Source organism: Mesorhizobium sp. P160927, assembly GCF_057766385.1.
The window spans coordinates 1,501,831-1,517,825 of record NZ_JBYMDW010000001.1; the positions used below are offsets into that span (position 1 = coordinate 1,501,831).

Sequence of the window (15,995 nt, forward strand, 5' to 3'; positions counted from 1 at the left end):
CAACTGTCGGCGGCAACGGAAGGAGGCAGAGATGGCCGAACGGTCTTTTGCCAAGGAAGTCGAAAAACTCAGGCTCGGCGCCGGCGAGGAATTCGCCGGCGAGGGCATCCTCGCCATCACCAAGGCGCTGCTGCAATGCGGCGTCGGCTATGTCGGCGGCTATCAGGGCGCGCCGATCAGTCATCTGATGGACGTTTTGGCCGACGCGCAGGACATTCTGGGCGAACTCGGCGTGCATTTCGAGGCAAGCGCCTCGGAAGCCACCGCCACCGCCATGCTCGCCGCTTCGGTGCATTACCCGATCCGGGGCGCGGCGACGTTCAAGTCGACCGTCGGCACCAATGTGGCTTCAGACGCGCTGGCCAATCTCGCTTCCGGTGGCGTCACCGGCGGAGCGCTGATTATCGTCGGCGAGGATTATGGCGAAGGCTCCTCGATCATGCAGGAGCGCAGCCATGCCTTCGCCATGAAGAGCCAGGTCTGGCTGCTCGATCCCCGTCCCAACCTGCCGTCTATCGTCAAGGCGGTGGAGGATGGCTTCGAACTGTCGGAAATCTCCAACACGCCGGTCATGCTGCAGGTGCGCATCCGCTGCTGCCACGTGCACGGCCATTTCATCGCCAAGGATAACAAGCGTCCGCCGATGACGGTCGCCGATGCGCTCGAATCACCGCGTCGCGACACCGGCCGCATCGTTCTGCCGCCCGCCTCCTTCCTGCACGAAAAGGAGAAGGTGCAAAAGCGCTGGCCGGCGGCGGTGGATTTCATCGCCAGGAACAAGATCAACGAGTTCTTCGGCTCGGACCATGGCTCCGTCGGCATCGTCATGCAGGGCGGCATGTACAACTCAGTCATCCGTGCGCTGCAGCGGCTCGGCCTTGCCGACACCTATGGCGAGACGGATGTGCCGCTCTATGTGCTCAACGCCGTCTATCCCTTGATCGACGACGAATTCCTCGCCTTCTGCGAGGGCAAGCAGGCGGTGCTGGTGGTCGAGGAAGGCCAGCCCAACTATATCGAACAGGCCTTTGCCGCGATGCTGCACAAGGCCGGGCGCGGCACCAGGCTGGTCGGCAAGGAGCACCTGCCGATGGCTGGGGAATATACGGGCCAGGTCATGCTCGACGGCATCGGCGCCTTCCTGCGCGCCGAGGCCCCGCATCTGCTGCCGGGCGAAGTGCGCGCCCCCAACAAGGTCGGCGACGGCGTCGACACGGCGGACCTGATCAATGTCGTTCCAGGACGACCGCCCGGTTTCTGCATCGGCTGCCCGGAGCGGCCGATCTTCGCCGCGACCAAGCTGGTCGAGCAGGAGCTCGGCAAGCATCACATCGCTTCCGACATCGGCTGCCATCTGTTCTCGATCATGCCGCCCTTCGAACTCGGCGCCACCACAATGGGGTACGGGCTCGGACCAGCCTCGGCCTCGGCGTTCAATTCGCCCGATGCCAAGCGCCGCTCGATCTCCTTCGTCGGCGACGGCGGCTTCTGGCACAACGGCCTGACCTCATCGATCGGCAATGCGGTGTTCAACAAGAATGATGGCGTCATCGTCATCGTCGATAATTTTTACTCGGCCGCCACTGGCGGGCAGGACATCCTGTCGTCGCGCGCGGGCAACAGGACCAAGTCGACCAAGCATCCGATCACCGAGGCGGTGAAAGGCATGGGCGTAAAATGGTTGCGCCATGTCGACCGCACCTACGATGTCGGCAAGATGCAGGACACGCTGCGCGAGGCGCTGACGACGGACGAGAAGGGGCCAAAAGTAATCGTCGCTTCGTCGGAATGCATGCTCAATCGCCAGCGTCGCGAAAAACCGCTGGTCGACAAAGCGATCAACGGCGGCGAGCGTGTCGTCAAGCCGAAATTTGGCGTCGACGAAGACATCTGCACCGGCGACCATGCTTGCATGCGGCTCTCCGGCTGCCCATCGCTGTCGGTCAAGTCGCTCGACGATCCGCTGCGCGACGATCCGGTCGCATCGATCGACCAGAACTGCGTCGGCTGCGGCAATTGCGGCGAGGTCGCCGATGCGGCGGTGCTGTGCCCGTCCTTCTACCGCGCCGACGTCGTGCACAATCCAAGCCGCTGGGACCGTTTCCTGGAGACGGCGCGCCGCGCGACGATCGGCTTCCTGCAGAGGCGGCGCGAAGGCCGGCGCCTGATATTTTCCGATGCTTGATCCCGTTCCTTCCTCGCGCCCCCGGTCCGGTGCTGCCGATGAGCCGGTGATCAAGCTCGCCGTGCTGGCCGTCGGCGGCCAGGGCGGCGGCGTGCTCGCCGACTGGATCACCGACGTCGCCGAGCGCAATTTCTATGTCGCGCAATCGACCTCGGTCGCCGGCGTCGCGCAGCGCACCGGCGCCACCATCTACTATATCGAAATGGCCCGCGACACGGGCCGTCTGCCGGTCTTCGCGCTGTCGCCCTCGCAGGGCGATGTCGATATCCTGATTGCCGCCGAACTGATGGAAGCCGGCCGAGCCATCATCAGGGGCTTCGTCACCCCCAACCGCACGACGCTGATCGCGTCCTCGCACCGCATCGCCGCCGTGTCGGAAAAGATCGAACCGGGCGACGGCCGCGCTTCGTCGTCCAAAGTCCACGCCACTGCGGAGGCCGCATCGAAGCGCTTCATCGCTTTCGACATGGAAAAGATCGCCGCCGACAACGGCTCGATGATCTCGGCCAGCCTGCTTGGCGCGCTGGCCGGCTCCGACGCGCTGCCGTTTACCCGTGAAAGCTACGAGCAGGCGATTGGCATCGGCGGCCGTGGCGTCAAGGCCAGCCTCGCCGCCTTCGCGGCCGCGTATGATCGTGCGCGCGGCACGGCGGCGCCGATGGCGAACCCGGCGGAGCCGGCGATTGTCGTATCTGCCCTGGGTGCGGGACATGTGAGTGGCCCGCGAAACCTTTTGCAGGGATGGCAGGCGCTTGCCGCTCGCATCGACCTGCTGCCGGTGGCGGTGCGCGACATGGCGCTCAGGGGCCTGAGAAAGGTCGTCGACTATCAGGACATCGCCTATGGGCGCGAATATCTCGACCGGCTGGACAGGGCCGTGGCGATCGACCACGCGGATCCAACCCATGCGCTGTCCATCGCAGCCGCCAAGCATCTGGCCAACGCCATGTGCTATGACGACATGATCCGCGTCGCCGATCTGAAAACGCGCTCGACCCGCGACAGGCGGGTGCGCAAGGAGGTTGGCGTCAAGGACGGTTCGGTCCTGCAAGTGACCGAGTACTTCCATCCGCGCATCGAGGAGTTCTGCGGCACGCTGCCGGCGAGGCTGGGCAGCTACATCGAGGACCGGCCGAAATTGGCAGCCTTCCTCGATCGCCGCATCAACCGGGGCCGCCGCATCCGCACCGACAGCTTTGCCGGCTTCGCCGCCTTGTGGTTCATCGGCGGCCTGCGCCGCTGGCGCCGCGGCCTGCTGCGGCATAAGGTCGAGGTCGCGCATCTCGATCGCTGGTATGCGCTGGCACTCGGCTCCGTGCCGGCAGATTACGAGCTTGCCGTCGAAATCCTCAATTGCCGCCGGCTGATCAAGGGCTACAGCGACACGCATGCGCGCGCCCAGTCGAAATTCGACCGCGTGCTGTCGGCGCTTGATCTGCTCAAGGGTAGGGAGGACGCCGCCGACTGGATCCGCCGCCTGCGCGAGGCGGCGCTGAAAGACGAGAAGGGCGACATGCTCGACGGCGCGCTGAAGACAGTGGCGACGCTGGGATCGACTCCGATCACCTGAGACATCAGCGGTTGGCCTCCGCCGACTGGAGTGGTGCGACGAGGCTGTGAAGCGGCGCCTGCGGGAAGAGATGCAGCAACCCCGAATCGACGCGCCGCCGCAGATGCGCATCGACCTCCGCAATGGTCGCGCAGGCGCACGAGGTCGATCATCATGGGCGACATTGGCGGACCGGCCGCATGCATCGAGCAGGCTTGCGCCGAGGAAGCCGACATCGAGCGGCATCGGATGGCGCAGCGGGTCGCTGAAGGTCGAGAGCGTGTAGAAGGTGCGGTAGGCAAGTGACTCCGGTCTTGCCAGCGCGTCCTCGCCGGCAACGGCATCGACGAACGGCTTTGTCGCCGACGATTGATGATCGCCGAACTCGAGCACCACGGCGCCGCGTCTCCCGGTCTCCGCGTCCCGGCGCGCGAGGAACCCTGGTCGCACTCAGCGTATGCGTCTGCAAACATGTCGAACACCGGAACGCGTCATCAGCCGACCCCAATAGTGCTTGCTTGGTCGGCGCGTCTTTCTAAGCGGCCACAACGGGGGCATCTATGACAAGGGGGCAAGACAATTCCGTCTCGGTGATGTATTTGTGAACGTCGTTCATTTTCTTGTTGAACATTGTTCAAAAAGTGATAAGTTTGAGAAATGAACGGCGTTCACCGTCCGAAGGACGACACTCGACACGCCGAAAAGGGTGGAGGGTCCCAACTCCTGAGTACTGGAGAACGTCACAGGCAGTAAGGAAGTTAACCAGCTCATTGATATCTCTGCGATTGAAACAGCGCACGCAACCCGCAGGGTCGTCGGCACAGTGCCGGATGGTCCGCCAAATGGAAATCGCCATGAACACGCATCTGATGTTGTCCCGGCGCTTTGCGCCACTTTTCTGGACGCAGTTCCTGTCCGCTTTCAACGACAATTTCCTCAAGAACACGCTGGTGTTCCTGATCCTCTTCACACTGGCCGCCGATCAGGCGGCCTCGCTCGTCACTTTGGCCGGCGCCGTGTTCATGGCTCCATTCCTGCTCCTGTCGGCGCTGGGCGGCGAGATCGCCGATCGCTTCGACAAGGCGCTCATCGCCCGCCGGCTGAAATTTGCCGAGATCGGCGCCGCTGCCGTGGCGGTCGTCGGCATCGCGCTGTCCTCCATTCCGGTGCTGATGACAGCGTTGTTGATGTTCGGCATCATCTCGGCGCTGTTCGGGCCGATCAAATACGGCATCCTGCCCGATCATCTCGAACGCAAGGAATTGCCGGGGGCCAACGCCTGGATCGAGTCGGCGACTTTCGCCGCCATTCTCGGCGGCACCATCGCCGGCGGCGTCGTCTCGGCCGATGGCATCGGCGTCTCGGTCTTCGGCCCGATCATGATGATCCTCGCCGTCGGCTGCTGGTTCGTCAGCCGCTACATCCCTTCAACAGGCTCCGCGGCGCCCGACCTCGTCATCGACAGCAATGTCTTTCGCTCGACCTGGCGCCAGGTCAGCGAATTGCGCACGGACACGCGGATCTGGCGCGCCGGCCTGATGACGTCCTGGTTCTGGCTGATCGGTGCCATTGTCCTTTCCATCCTGCCGACGCTGGTCAAGGATCAGCTCGGCGGTGGCGAGATCGCGGTCACCGCCTATCTCGCGGTGTTCGCTATCTCGATCGCCATTGGCTCGGCAATCGCCGCGTGGATGTCGCAGGGACGCATCGTGCTTTTGCCCGCACCGGTCGGCACGGCGCTGCTGGCGCTGTTCGGCCTCGACCTCGCATGGACCATCTGGAGCATGCAGCCTTCGCCTAGGTCCGAAACCCTTGGCCTCTTCTTCGCCGGGCCAAACACCATCCGTGTTGCGATCGACCTCGCCGGCATGGCCATCTCCAGCGCCTTCCTGGTGGTGCCGACCTTTGCCGCCGTGCAGGCCTGGTCGCCCGAGGCGCGCCGCGCCCGGGTCGTCGCCGCAGTCAGCATCGTCAACGCCGGCTTCATGACTGTCGGCGGCTTGCTCGTCGCTACCATCCAGGCAGCCGGCGTCTCAACGGGAAGCATCCTGTTCGGCCTCGCCCTGGCTAATGCCATCGCCGCCTGGCTGATGCTGAAATACCTGCCGACCAATGCCTTCCGCGATTTTGTCTCCATTCTTTTCCGCGCCTTCCACCGGCTGGAAGTCGAAGGCCTGGACAATCTCAAGGCCGCGGGCCCGGCGCCCATCCTGGCGCTGAACCATGTCAGCTTCCTCGACGGACCGCTGGCTCTGACGCTGACCAATGAGGAGCCGGTCTTCGCCATCGACTATACCATTGCGCAGGCCTGGTGGATGAAGCCGTTTTTAAAGCTGACCCGCGCGCTGCCGCTCAATCCATCCAAGCCGATGTCGACACGCACGCTGATCAAGATCGTACAGAACGGCGACCCGCTGGTCATCTTCCCCGAGGGCCGCATCACCGTCACCGGCGGGCTGATGAAGGTCTATGACGGCGCCGCCATGGTGGCCGACAGGACCGGCTCGATGGTGGTGCCGATCCGCATCGAGGGGCTGGAGAAAAGCCCCTTCTCGCGGTTGACGGCGCAGCACGTGCGCCGCCGCCTGTTCCCGAAGGTCAAGGTGACCATACTGCCGCCGGTCAGGCTCAAGGTCGACGACGAGCTGAAGGGACGCAAGCGGCGCGCCGCCGCCGGCGCCGCGCTCTACCAGGTGATGTCCGACCTCGTCTTCCGCACCCAGCATATTGACAAGACCGTGCTCGAAAGGATCATCGAGACGGCGACCGAGCGCGGCATGAAGCAACTTGCCGTGCAGGATCCGGTCACCGGTTCGCTGAGCTACGGCAAGTTGCTCACGGCTGTCGCCGTGCTCGGCGAGAAGTTCGAAATGCTCTATGCCGGACAGGACACGCTCGGCATCATGCTGCCCAACGCCAATGGCGCCTGTGCCGCGCTGCTCGGCGTCATGTCCGCCGGCAAGGTCCCCGCGATGATCAACTTCACCGCCGGTGCCGCCAACATCCTGTCCGCTTGCAAGGCGGCGCAGGTAACCACCATTCTGACCTCGCGGGCCTTTGTCGAGCAGGCCAAGCTTGGCGCGATCGTCGAGGAGATCGGCCGCTCGGTCAACATCGTCTGGCTCGATGATCTGCGCGCGACCATCGGCCTCAAGGACAAGCTGCTCGGCCTGCTGCGCAAGAGTACGCCCAGGGTTGCCCGCAAGGCCACCGACGCGGCCGTGATCCTGTTCACCTCGGGCTCCGAAGGCACGCCGAAGGGCGTCGTGCTCACACATCGCAACATCCTGGCCAACGCCGCGCAGGCCGCCTCGCGCATCGATTTCCATTCGGGCGACAAGGTGTTCAACGTTCTGCCGATCTTCCATTCCTTCGGCCTGACGGCAGGCACGGTGCTGCCGCTCGTGTCCGGCGTCCCGGTCTATTTCTACCCTTCGCCGCTGCACTACCGCATCGTGCCGGAACTGGTCTATGCCTCGAATGCGTCGATCATCTTCGGCACCGACACTTTCCTCAGCGGCTATGCGCGTACAGCGCATCCCTATGATTTCCGCTCGGTGCGCTATTGCTTTTCCGGTGCGGAGCCGGTCAAGGCCTCGACCCGCGAAACCTACATGGAGAAATTCGGCCTGCGCATTCTCGAAGGCTACGGCGTTACCGAGACGGCGCCGGTGATCTCCATCAACACGCCGATGTACAACAAATCGGGCACGGTCGGAAAAATCATGCCGGGCATGGAATATCGTCTGGAGCCGGTGATCGGCGTCGAGGGCGGTGGACGGCTGTTCGTGCGCGGCCCCAACGTCATGGCGGGCTATCTCCGGGCCGAAAAACCGGGTGTGCTCGAACCGCTGCAAGATGGCTGGCACGACACCGGCGACATCGTCAGCATCGACGATGCTGGTTTCGTCAGCATTCGCGGCCGCGCCAAGCGCTTCGCCAAGATCGGCGGCGAAATGATTTCGCTGGCTGCGGTGGAAGCGCTGGCGGGCGAGTTGTGGAAAGGTTCGCTCTCGGCGGTCGCGACCGTACCGGACCCGCGCAAGGGCGAAAAACTGGTGCTCGTCACCGAGGCCGAGAAAGCGACGCGCGCCGAGTTTCTGGCGTTCGCCAAGGCAAGCGGCGCGATGGACCTGATGGTGCCGGCTGAAGTGCGCGTCGTGGCGCATGTGCCGGTGCTTGGCTCGGGCAAGATCGACTTCGTCGGCGTGACCAGGCTGGTGCGCGGCGAAGCCTTGCAGGCAGCCAAGGTCGAGGCCGCCTGATCGCGGTGGACAGCGAGACGGCGCCGCGGCGGGAACGCGGCGCCCCAGAACTTCAGGCGGTCAGGTTCATCATCGGCTTCACCGCACCTGAGTCCGGAAACACTTTCTCGCCGAGCACCGAGGCCGAAAGTCCGAACTGGTCGGCGAGCAGGCCTTTCAGCACCGCCCTGACGTCGCTGGTCGGCGCAAGGTCACGCTGCTGGTAGAGTTGCGCGGGCTTCAGCCCCGGCCAGTCGGCGATGACGCGGCCGCCCTTGATCGCGCCGCCGGCGAGCAGCACCACGGTGCCGGTGCCGTGGTCGGTGCCGACCGTGCCGTTGATCCGCGCCGTGCGGCCGAATTCGGTGATGGCGACGATCGCCGTATCTTTCCAGCGTTCGCCGAGGCCTTTTTCGAATTCCTCGAAGGCCCCGTCGAGGCCGCCGAGCAGGCTGGCGAGACGGCCGGTCGCGCCGCCTTCGTTGACATGCGTGTCCCAGCCGTCGAAGGCGAGTGCCGCGACACGCGGCCCGTCATCGGCGGCGATCAGCCTGGCGGCACCTTGCGCCGCCTGCCGTATGCCGGCGGCGCTGTCGAGGCCGCCTTTCGGCTTCATCGTCCTGGCGCCCATCTGGTCGTCGAGCGCCATGCGATCGGCATCGAGACCTTTTTGCAGCGCGACGGCCAGAACCGGATCGCGATGCTGGTAGAGATCGAGAACGCGCTGCGCGAGGTCGCCGGCCGGTGCCGGCAGCGATTGCGGCGCCCAGCCGAGCACGGGAGCCGCGCCACGGATCACCAGCGGCGTCGACGCTCCGACGGCCAGGCCACCGAGTGTCGCTACGCGGTCGCCCGCCGGCAGGTTCTCCAGCGCCCGATTGAGCCAGCCGGTGGCGACATGGCCGGGACCGGCAAAGCCGCTTTCCAGCACATCCTGGCCATCGAAATGCGAGCGCTCGCGATAGCCGGTCGCGGCGGCGTGCACGACAGCCGCCTTGTTGTTCTTGAACAGCCGCGCAAACACCGGCATCGCCGGATTGACCGCGAAGAATGCATCGAGCGGCAGCGCCGGGTGCGGGCCGGTGAGCGACAGGGCGATGTCGCCATGCAGGCCGGCATAGTCGGGATCGCCGACCGGACCGACGGTCGACAGGCCGTCCAGCGCACCGCGCAGCACGATGACGATCAGGCGCGGGTCGCGGTTGTCGGCGGCACGGGCGAAGCGCGGCAGATAGGCCCAGGCAAACAGCGCGCCGCCGGTCGTCAGCACGTCGCGGCGGGACGGGTGAGGGGTTTCGCACAGCAGGCTCATGACTTCGTCTCCATGGGCGTTGTCGGCGCCGGACCTATCGTTCGATCTATCGTCGCTGGAACTCGGGCGCCAACAGCAGCAGCGCCAGTCCTTGCTGCTTGGACTCCGCGCGGGCGACCGCCTGGCGTGTTTCGGGCGAGGCGGAGGGACCGATGACCGCGTCGAGCATGCCGTTGGGGTCGCCGATGTCCTTCACTTGCCGGGCGGCCTGCCATGCGATCTCGAGGCGGGTCTTCATGCCTTCCGCCGATGCCCAGCTGTCCGCCTGGTCGGAAAAGCCGTTCGGCCCCGGCGGTCGCCAGAGCGGCTCGCCCAGCGCGTTGAGCCAGTTGAGCGACTGGCCAGGGTCGTTCGTCGGGCCGGGACCGGCTGCTCGGCGGATGGCCGCGACATAGTCGAAGGGCGAGCGCATCTTGGCCAATGGCGTCGACCACGCTTCCGGCATGTCGACGAGCGCTGCCGCCACTGCCCTGAGATTGCCGTCGCGTTTGGCGAACACCTTGGCGAGGCGGGCGACCGCCGCCGACGGCGGGTCGTCGGCTATGAAATGGCGGGCAAGTTGCGTGGCGATGTGTCGAGCGGTCGCCGGATGACGGGCGATGTCATTGAGCGCGGCCTCGGCCTGGCCCATGCCGCCAGCCGGATAGGTCTTGCCGAGCAGCACCGCGTCACCCGGCTCATGCGCATTGGCGTTGAAGACGGAACTGCCGGGTTCGCCCAGCCGTCCTTCCCGTCCGGCCATCATCCAGCCGGTCAGGATGCGCGCGAAGCTGGTCACGTCGGCTTGGCTGTAGCCGCTGCCGACACCGAGCGTGTGCAGTTCCAGGATCTCGCGGGCGAGGTTCTCGTTGAGGCCGCGCTGGCGGTTCTTGCCGGCGCGGGAGTCCGGGCCAATCGACTGCTGGTTGTCGAGATAGAACAGCATCGCGGGATGCCGCTCGACCGCCATGAGCATGTCGGCGAAGCGCCCGAGCACGAAAGGCCGGATGGCTTCCCGTTCGAACGCCCCGGCGCTGGCGCGAACGATGTTGTCCTTGGCGATGGAGACGCAGAAATGGTTCGACCAGAAATAGACCAGGCGCTCGACGAAGCCGACCTCTGCCTGCATTGCCTTGTAGAAGCGCGCCTGTGCCTCGGCCCGGAACAACATAATTTCGACAGGCGGCACGGCGGGTTTGGCAGCGGGCGGGGCGACGGGCGGCGACGTGGCCGGTGCGGCGGATGGCGGCATAACCGGGCCCGCGGCTGGCGTGCCCGCTTGCTGCTGCTCCGTCGTCATCCGCTCCCGGTCCCGCTTGCGCTGGAGATTTGCCGCCATGCTGGCCTGGATGGCCGGCGTGCTCCCCTTGAGGTCGGCATAGGCGGGATCGTCGAGCGGTATCATGGCGACGTCGGGCCGCCGCAGCTCCGCCTTGAGATAGCCGCGAGGGTCGCCGGCCAGTCTTTCGCGGTCACCCGGCCGGGCTCCAAGGCCGAAGCGGTTGAAGGCTATCAAAGCGGGATCTGGCAGGCCGGGATCTGGCGCAATGGGCCCTTTGGTCGCGACAGCCATGTCAACGCTCCATCGTTGGATCTCACGCGAGGCGCACGACGCTCGATCGGGCTATTGCCCCACTTAAACCGGGGATAGGCGGCCGGGCAGGCGGATGCCGCCCGGCCCTTCCGCGCGCTTACCAGCGGTGCCAGCGGTGCCAGTGGCGGTGCGGATGCCAGCCGTAGTAGGCCGGGCCGTGCCAATAGCGGTAACGCGGATACACCACAACACGGTTGGGAACGCAGCGCCCCCAGTGATTGGGATGCCATCCAGGCCCGCAACCCCAGGCCACGTGCTCGATCAGTGCCGGGGCGGCCGGCTGCGCCACCATCGGCATGGCGGCGGAGGTCGCGACGGTTGCGGCGGTTCCGGTCAAGGCGAGGACGGCTGCCGCCGCATATTGTGTCAGACGGTTCATGAGTTACTCCGAATGTTCTCCGAGAATGAAAACCTGTACGTACCGATCGGTCCGGCAGGCTGCCCTTCCCTGGGTTAAACGGCCCTGCGGGCGTTTTCCGTCGGCGGTCACGGCGATTTTTTTGGCTCTGCCTCTGGCTTCGGTTTCGGCCCGGCCCGCCTGGCCAGCCCGTCCGCGAGCACGGCGCGATCCGCGGTCGAACCCGCCGTCGCGAACTCGACGATGCGCTGCTCAAGCCGCGTGCGCACGGCGATGTCGGCATTGCGCGCCCGTTCCAGCGCGGCCGCCAGGGCCGTCGTGTCGAGGACCGGCTGACGAAGCAGGTCGGCTGCCTCGCGCCTGGCCTGCTGGCCATCGAGGATGACCTGGCGGGATTCGCGCCGAACTTCGCGCAGCGCCTTTCGAAACAGCATGCGCTCCTGGTCGGGAAGCCGGCTTCCTGCGGCTTCCAGCGAATAGCCCTGGCCGGGCTTGCCGCTTCTTATCCAGACCGCTCCGCCGGCAAGCGCGCCGGCCAGGAAGACATTCAGCACCACGGATGCGATGACGAGGTTGCGGCCCTTGCTCATAGGTCCTCCTCGATCGTCTCGCCATCGGACCCGGCATCGCCGAACGCCGTCGCATTGGCATCGAGCACATAGCGGTCGGGCTGAAACTCCGGCGTGACGACGCTCACCAGGGCCAATCCGGTGATGACGCCGGCCAGGCCGATGCCGGCGAGCCCAAGACCCAGCCACCAGGCCCGCCGGCGCCGGCGCTGGACGAGCAGCCGGTCGGCCATTCGCAGGATGCCGCCGTGCAGCGCCGGGCCGGGCGCCATGACATCATAGCTGTCGAGCAAGGCATCGAGTTTGCCTGCCTGCCCCAATATGGCCGCCCCCATCTCGGTCCTTGCGAACATCGCGCCGGCCGTGCGGTCGGGCTGCGGCCACCGCCGCAAGTCGCCGCCATAGGCCGCCGCCAGAGCCGCAAAGCGCTCGGCATCCATTGCCGGTTGGTTCCTGGACCCATCAGACATCGGTCTATCCTTTGCCGGTTGGAGCCGCGTGTCCGGTTGGATTTCCGGGAACTGGCCACCGGGCGCGCCCGACGTACGGTGAACGCCTTGCAAACATGATCGCGGCTTTCTCATTCATCGACACTCTCCTTGGCCAGGATCGCCTGCAGCGCCCGCCGGCCGCGCGAAAGCAGGCTTTCCAGGGCATCGACGCTGATCTCCAGGGTCGCGGCCGCCTCCATGTTGGACATCTCCTGATAGTAGACCAGGAGGATCGCCTCGCGCTGGCGCGGCGCGATTGACTGCAAGGCCTGCTCGACCCGATGCGCCTCTTCGCCGGGATGGGCATCGGGAAGCGGGGCGGGATCGACAATGTCCGGCACCTCGTCGGTCACCAGCTCCCGGCGCCGGCGCAGCCGGTCGTAACACAGGTTGAGCGTCACCCGGTGGATCCAGCTGTCGAAGCGTGCATTGCCGCGCCGCCAGCCCGATGCGTGACGCCAGATGCGCATAAAGGTTTCCTGCGCGACATCCTCGGCCTCCGCCGCATCGCCGAGCATGCGCGCGGCCAGCGAAAGGATGCGCGGCAGCTTGCGCGCGACGAGCGTCCGCACCGCCGCCGGGTCGCCGGTGCCGACCCGGCGAACCAGCTCCTCGTCCGGGTCGGGGCTCATGGGCTGGCGCATACCCAATGTCCATCATGCGTCATAGCCTCTTGGTCATTGCTCTGGCTTGGGAGCGGATTTGTGGCCCGGCATCTCGTCGCCCGTCAGAATGCCGTCGCCATTCTTGTCCAGCCTGGCAAAGCGCTTGGCGAAGAACGCATCGAGCTCGGCCCGGTCGATGAAGCCGTCATGGTTGGAATCGACGCGCGCGAAGGATTTTGCGGGATCGCCCTTGACGTTGCGTTTGGCTTGAAAAGCCTCCCATTCCAGCAGGCTGATCTTGCCGTCGCCGTCCGTGTCGGCGGCCATGATCGCCTTCTCTCGCCGCTTCTGGAACTTGGCCAGCGTGATGTCGGACTTGGCAGCCGTCGCGGCGGGCGGTGTGGCGGCCGGTGGCTGTGTCGCTGTCTGGGCCAGAGCCGCGGTGGTCAGCAGGCTCAGGGCAGCGGCAAGGATCGAACGGCGTATCATGCTTCACGTCTCCGGTTGGCGCATTGCCACGGCCCAATGCCATGGGTCACGCTTCAACCGTTAAACGTTGTGATCGCGGAAATCCGTCGGTCGCCATGCCTGTCTTGCCGCTTGCCGGCGACGGACCTTGGCGGCCCAAGGTACGGCAGAACACCTCGTCCGGCGCATCTGAATTGCGCCGGACCGGCCCGCCCGTTGGCGAACGCGGGAATCACGCCCGTTGGCGACGCGAGAATTACGTCGATTGGTCGGCGGCTATCAACTGATCCGATTTGAAGCCGGCATGCTGCGGAGTCCATACATCGCCGTCTTTATTGAACCAGTGGCACAGATACATGCCGGAAGCGGCGCCGTCGCTGACCGTCATCTTCGGGCCTCCCGACCTCAGCTTGACGACGTCTCCGGTCTTGAAAATGTTGGGCATTTGGACCTCCCATGCTGACACCGGACATTTCATACCAAAACCGGGGCTCCGACAATGGCATATGGGTCTGCTGGGCTACTGTCTTATGCGGCAACGCGGAGGCATCGCTGACGGCGCCATCGGGGCGAAACCAGGCGCCCAAGCAGGTCAGTCCACCTCGATCACACGCCTGGTCGGCTTCCCGGTCGGCTCCCGTCGGCGTGCAGGCGGAGATTTGTCCGCCAATGCCTCTTGCTGCAGTCTCTGCTCCCTCAGGCGGGTTGTCTTAGCGTCCCTTGCGTGACGCTCGGCATCCAGCACCAGCCTCGCCTCGCGGTCCGCTCTTGCCAGCTTTTCCTTGTCGACACGCCTTGGCAATTCAAAACCTCCTGTCCATGGAACTGTCGGCAGGAAATGTGCGACCCAAGTGTCTGTTCCAAAAAAATAGAAATGCGCGGTTCATCATTTGTTATTGAGATTTGAAAATCCCGGATTGCTCGCTTTCGCGAGTTTCCGGGCCCCGAGGAAGTCGCGACTTGCTCGTGGGTCTTCGGATAGACCTGCACCGGTCCCGAGTTGTTGTCGATGGCGGGCAGCTCCTTGCATCCATGGCAAACGCAAACGGCCGGGATTCGGCCATCTTCGGCGCGCCCAGGCAGCTTCGACCATCGGTTGAAAAACTGGTGCCGCTTAGGTGACTCGAACACCTGACCCCATCATTACGAATGATGTGCTCTACCAACTGAGCTAAAGCGGCCCGGGAGGCCACGGCCTCCAAGATGGGCAGGGTGATAGACTCAACCGGACGCGAATTCAAGATGCGACTTGGCAAATCATGCACGGGCCGCGCCCCGATCAAAACCGGCGTTCTGGCGCCTCTGCATGCCGGAATCGCCGACATGTTCCGATTTTGTTTGCCGGAACATCGTGAAAATGGCCTTTGGACGGCCTGTCGAGGCAGAATGCGGCTGCCCGCCCGTTGATTGATTGGTCGCCTGCGGCTAACCATCACGAAAGCTTGGGACAATTTGCAGAGGGATCTCGCTTGGACGCGATCGAAAAAGCGATCCGGAACGCCCTGGATAAGGGCAATGCCGAGGACCGTGCGTTCCGCGAGAGGGTCTATCGTTCGGCCTTCGCCGCGCTCGACCGAGCGCTCCAAGCCAATCCCGGCGTGACCGTGGAAGTCGCCATCAAGCGCCGCAAGGCGATCCAGGCGAAAATCACCGAGATCGAATCCGAATACCTGCCGGCGGTGCCGGGCGTTGCCCCGCAGATCGACGCGCCGGCGGTCGAGGCCGCTGCCGGCGCAGCGCCAGCGGTCGACGAGGCGGGCCCAAGGGCGTCATCGCTCGCTGTCACCGTCGACGGTCCCGGGCAGCCCGCTTCCGACGCGCCGCGCTCGCGCGTGCTGCCGGTGGTTCCCGACATCATGCCGGATGCGGCTCTGCCGGGTGCGCCAGCCATCGACATGTCGGTTCCTGCCTCTTCCGGTGCCGCGACGGAAGTCGCGCCCGATCGCGATGAGCGACGCATTCGAGGCCGGCGCCTGCCGCTGACCGCCATTTTCTTCACGGTGACGCTGCTCGCGGCGATTGGCATCGGACTGTACTTTGCCATGCAGACTGGTGTGTTCAAGACGGCCGCGGAGCTCAATACCGCGCCTCCGGAAGCGCCGCCGACCGTCGAGGACGACGATTTCACCCCGGCCGATGGCGCCAACGCGCCGGCAAAGCCCGGTGCCGCGGACCAGTCGCGCGACTGGATCGATGTGTTTTCGCCGACCGACCCGACGCATGTCGCCGCCCCGTCTGACGCCAAGGCCGAGGTGATGAAGGACGACAGCGGGCCGTTCCTGCGCATCCAGTCAGGCGCCTCCGGCTCGGCGATCGCCTTCGACGTCGGCCAGGGCGTGCTGGAAAAACTCGCCGGCAAGCACGCCGTGTTCGACATCATCGCCCGGGCCGAGGACGGCAAGGACACGCAGATCTCCGTCGACTGCAATTTCGGCGAACTCGGCGACTGCGGCCGCAAGCGTTACGCGGTCGGCCAGCAGAAGAACGAATTTCTGTTCGACGTGAAGTTTCCCGACAAGCATCCGGGGTCCGCCGGAACCATCGCCATCAATTCCGATTTCGACAAGCAGGGCAAGGCGGTCGACGTCTACGAGATCCGTGTCTCGGTCGAACCTTGAGTCGAACCCTGGGGGAACATCGG

The 15,995-nt window shown here is 65.3% G+C and carries 13 protein-coding genes and 1 tRNA gene; 5 read left to right on the plus strand and 9 right to left on the minus strand.

What is annotated here, in order from left to right; all coding sequences use genetic code 11:
- The first annotated feature begins 31 nt into the window (after positions 1 to 31).
- The 4 genes from AC3CB8_RS07485 to AC3CB8_RS07500 all read left to right on the plus strand — a co-directional run bounded on the left by AC3CB8_RS07485 (position 32) and on the right by AC3CB8_RS07500 (position 7,999).
- Positions 32 to 2,185, plus strand: a complete 2,154-nt coding sequence (locus AC3CB8_RS07485; protein WP_352563258.1) for a thiamine pyrophosphate-dependent enzyme — start codon at positions 32 to 34, stop codon at positions 2,183 to 2,185.
- Entirely contained in the window at positions 2,178 to 3,755 is a 1,578-nt protein-coding gene (locus AC3CB8_RS07490) for an indolepyruvate oxidoreductase subunit beta family protein (RefSeq protein ID WP_352563257.1), read from the plus strand. Before AC3CB8_RS07485 ends, AC3CB8_RS07490 begins: the two co-directional genes overlap by 8 nt.
- 153 nt (positions 3,756 to 3,908) lie before the next feature.
- Positions 3,909 to 4,040 carry a hypothetical protein gene (locus AC3CB8_RS07495; protein ID WP_352563256.1) on the plus strand — a complete coding sequence of 44 codons (132 nt, stop codon included), beginning with the start codon at positions 3,909 to 3,911 and terminating at the stop codon, positions 4,038 to 4,040.
- A 548-nt stretch (positions 4,041 to 4,588) separates the two neighbouring features.
- Complete coding sequence (locus AC3CB8_RS07500) at positions 4,589 to 7,999, plus strand: acyl-[ACP]--phospholipid O-acyltransferase (RefSeq protein WP_352563255.1); 3,411 nt, start codon at positions 4,589 to 4,591, stop codon at positions 7,997 to 7,999.
- 52 nt (positions 8,000 to 8,051) lie between these two features.
- Here the strand turns inward: AC3CB8_RS07500 and AC3CB8_RS07505 are convergent, their stop codons facing one another.
- The 9 genes from AC3CB8_RS07505 to AC3CB8_RS07545 form a co-directional block, all read right to left on the minus strand.
- Positions 8,052 to 9,290 (minus strand): DUF1501 domain-containing protein, encoded by a 1,239-nt coding sequence (locus AC3CB8_RS07505; protein WP_352563254.1) that lies wholly within the window; start codon positions 9,288 to 9,290, stop codon positions 8,052 to 8,054.
- A 46-nt stretch (positions 9,291 to 9,336) separates the two neighbouring features.
- Positions 9,337 to 10,842 carry a DUF1800 domain-containing protein gene (locus AC3CB8_RS07510; RefSeq protein ID WP_352563253.1) on the minus strand — a complete coding sequence of 502 codons (1,506 nt, stop codon included), beginning with the start codon at positions 10,840 to 10,842 and terminating at the stop codon, positions 9,337 to 9,339.
- Positions 10,843 to 10,960: 118 nt separating this feature from the next.
- Entirely contained in the window at positions 10,961 to 11,242 is a 282-nt protein-coding gene (locus AC3CB8_RS07515) for a GCG_CRPN prefix-to-repeats domain-containing protein (RefSeq protein WP_352547635.1), read from the minus strand.
- A gap of 107 nt (positions 11,243 to 11,349) precedes the next feature.
- Entirely contained in the window at positions 11,350 to 11,811 is a 462-nt protein-coding gene (locus AC3CB8_RS07520; protein ID WP_352563252.1) for a periplasmic heavy metal sensor, read from the minus strand.
- The gene (locus AC3CB8_RS07525; RefSeq protein WP_352726549.1) at positions 11,808 to 12,260 is read right to left on the minus strand and encodes a hypothetical protein; all 453 of its coding nucleotides are present in this window, start codon (positions 12,258 to 12,260) and stop codon (positions 11,808 to 11,810) included. Before AC3CB8_RS07525 ends, AC3CB8_RS07520 begins: the two co-directional genes overlap by 4 nt.
- A gap of 110 nt (positions 12,261 to 12,370) precedes the next feature.
- Positions 12,371 to 12,925: an RNA polymerase sigma factor gene (locus tag AC3CB8_RS07530; RefSeq protein ID WP_352563250.1), complete on the minus strand. Its 555-nt coding sequence runs from the start codon at positions 12,923 to 12,925 to the stop codon at positions 12,371 to 12,373.
- A gap of 33 nt (positions 12,926 to 12,958) precedes the next feature.
- Complete coding sequence (locus AC3CB8_RS07535; protein WP_023772632.1) at positions 12,959 to 13,375, minus strand: EF-hand domain-containing protein; 417 nt, start codon at positions 13,373 to 13,375, stop codon at positions 12,959 to 12,961.
- 235 nt (positions 13,376 to 13,610) lie between these two features.
- On the minus strand, positions 13,611 to 13,799 hold the full coding sequence (locus AC3CB8_RS07540) for a YodC family protein (RefSeq protein ID WP_023772633.1): 189 nt from the start codon (positions 13,797 to 13,799) through the stop codon (positions 13,611 to 13,613).
- 660 nt (positions 13,800 to 14,459) lie between these two features.
- Positions 14,460 to 14,535, minus strand: a tRNA-Thr gene (locus tag AC3CB8_RS07545).
- 288 nt (positions 14,536 to 14,823) lie between these two features.
- On the opposite strand from AC3CB8_RS07545, the gene AC3CB8_RS07550 reads away from it, so the two are divergent.
- A complete protein-coding gene (locus AC3CB8_RS07550) occupies positions 14,824 to 15,972 on the plus strand; it encodes a hypothetical protein (protein WP_023772635.1) in 1,149 nt (382 codons plus the stop codon).
- The last annotated feature ends 23 nt before the right edge of the window (positions 15,973 to 15,995 follow it).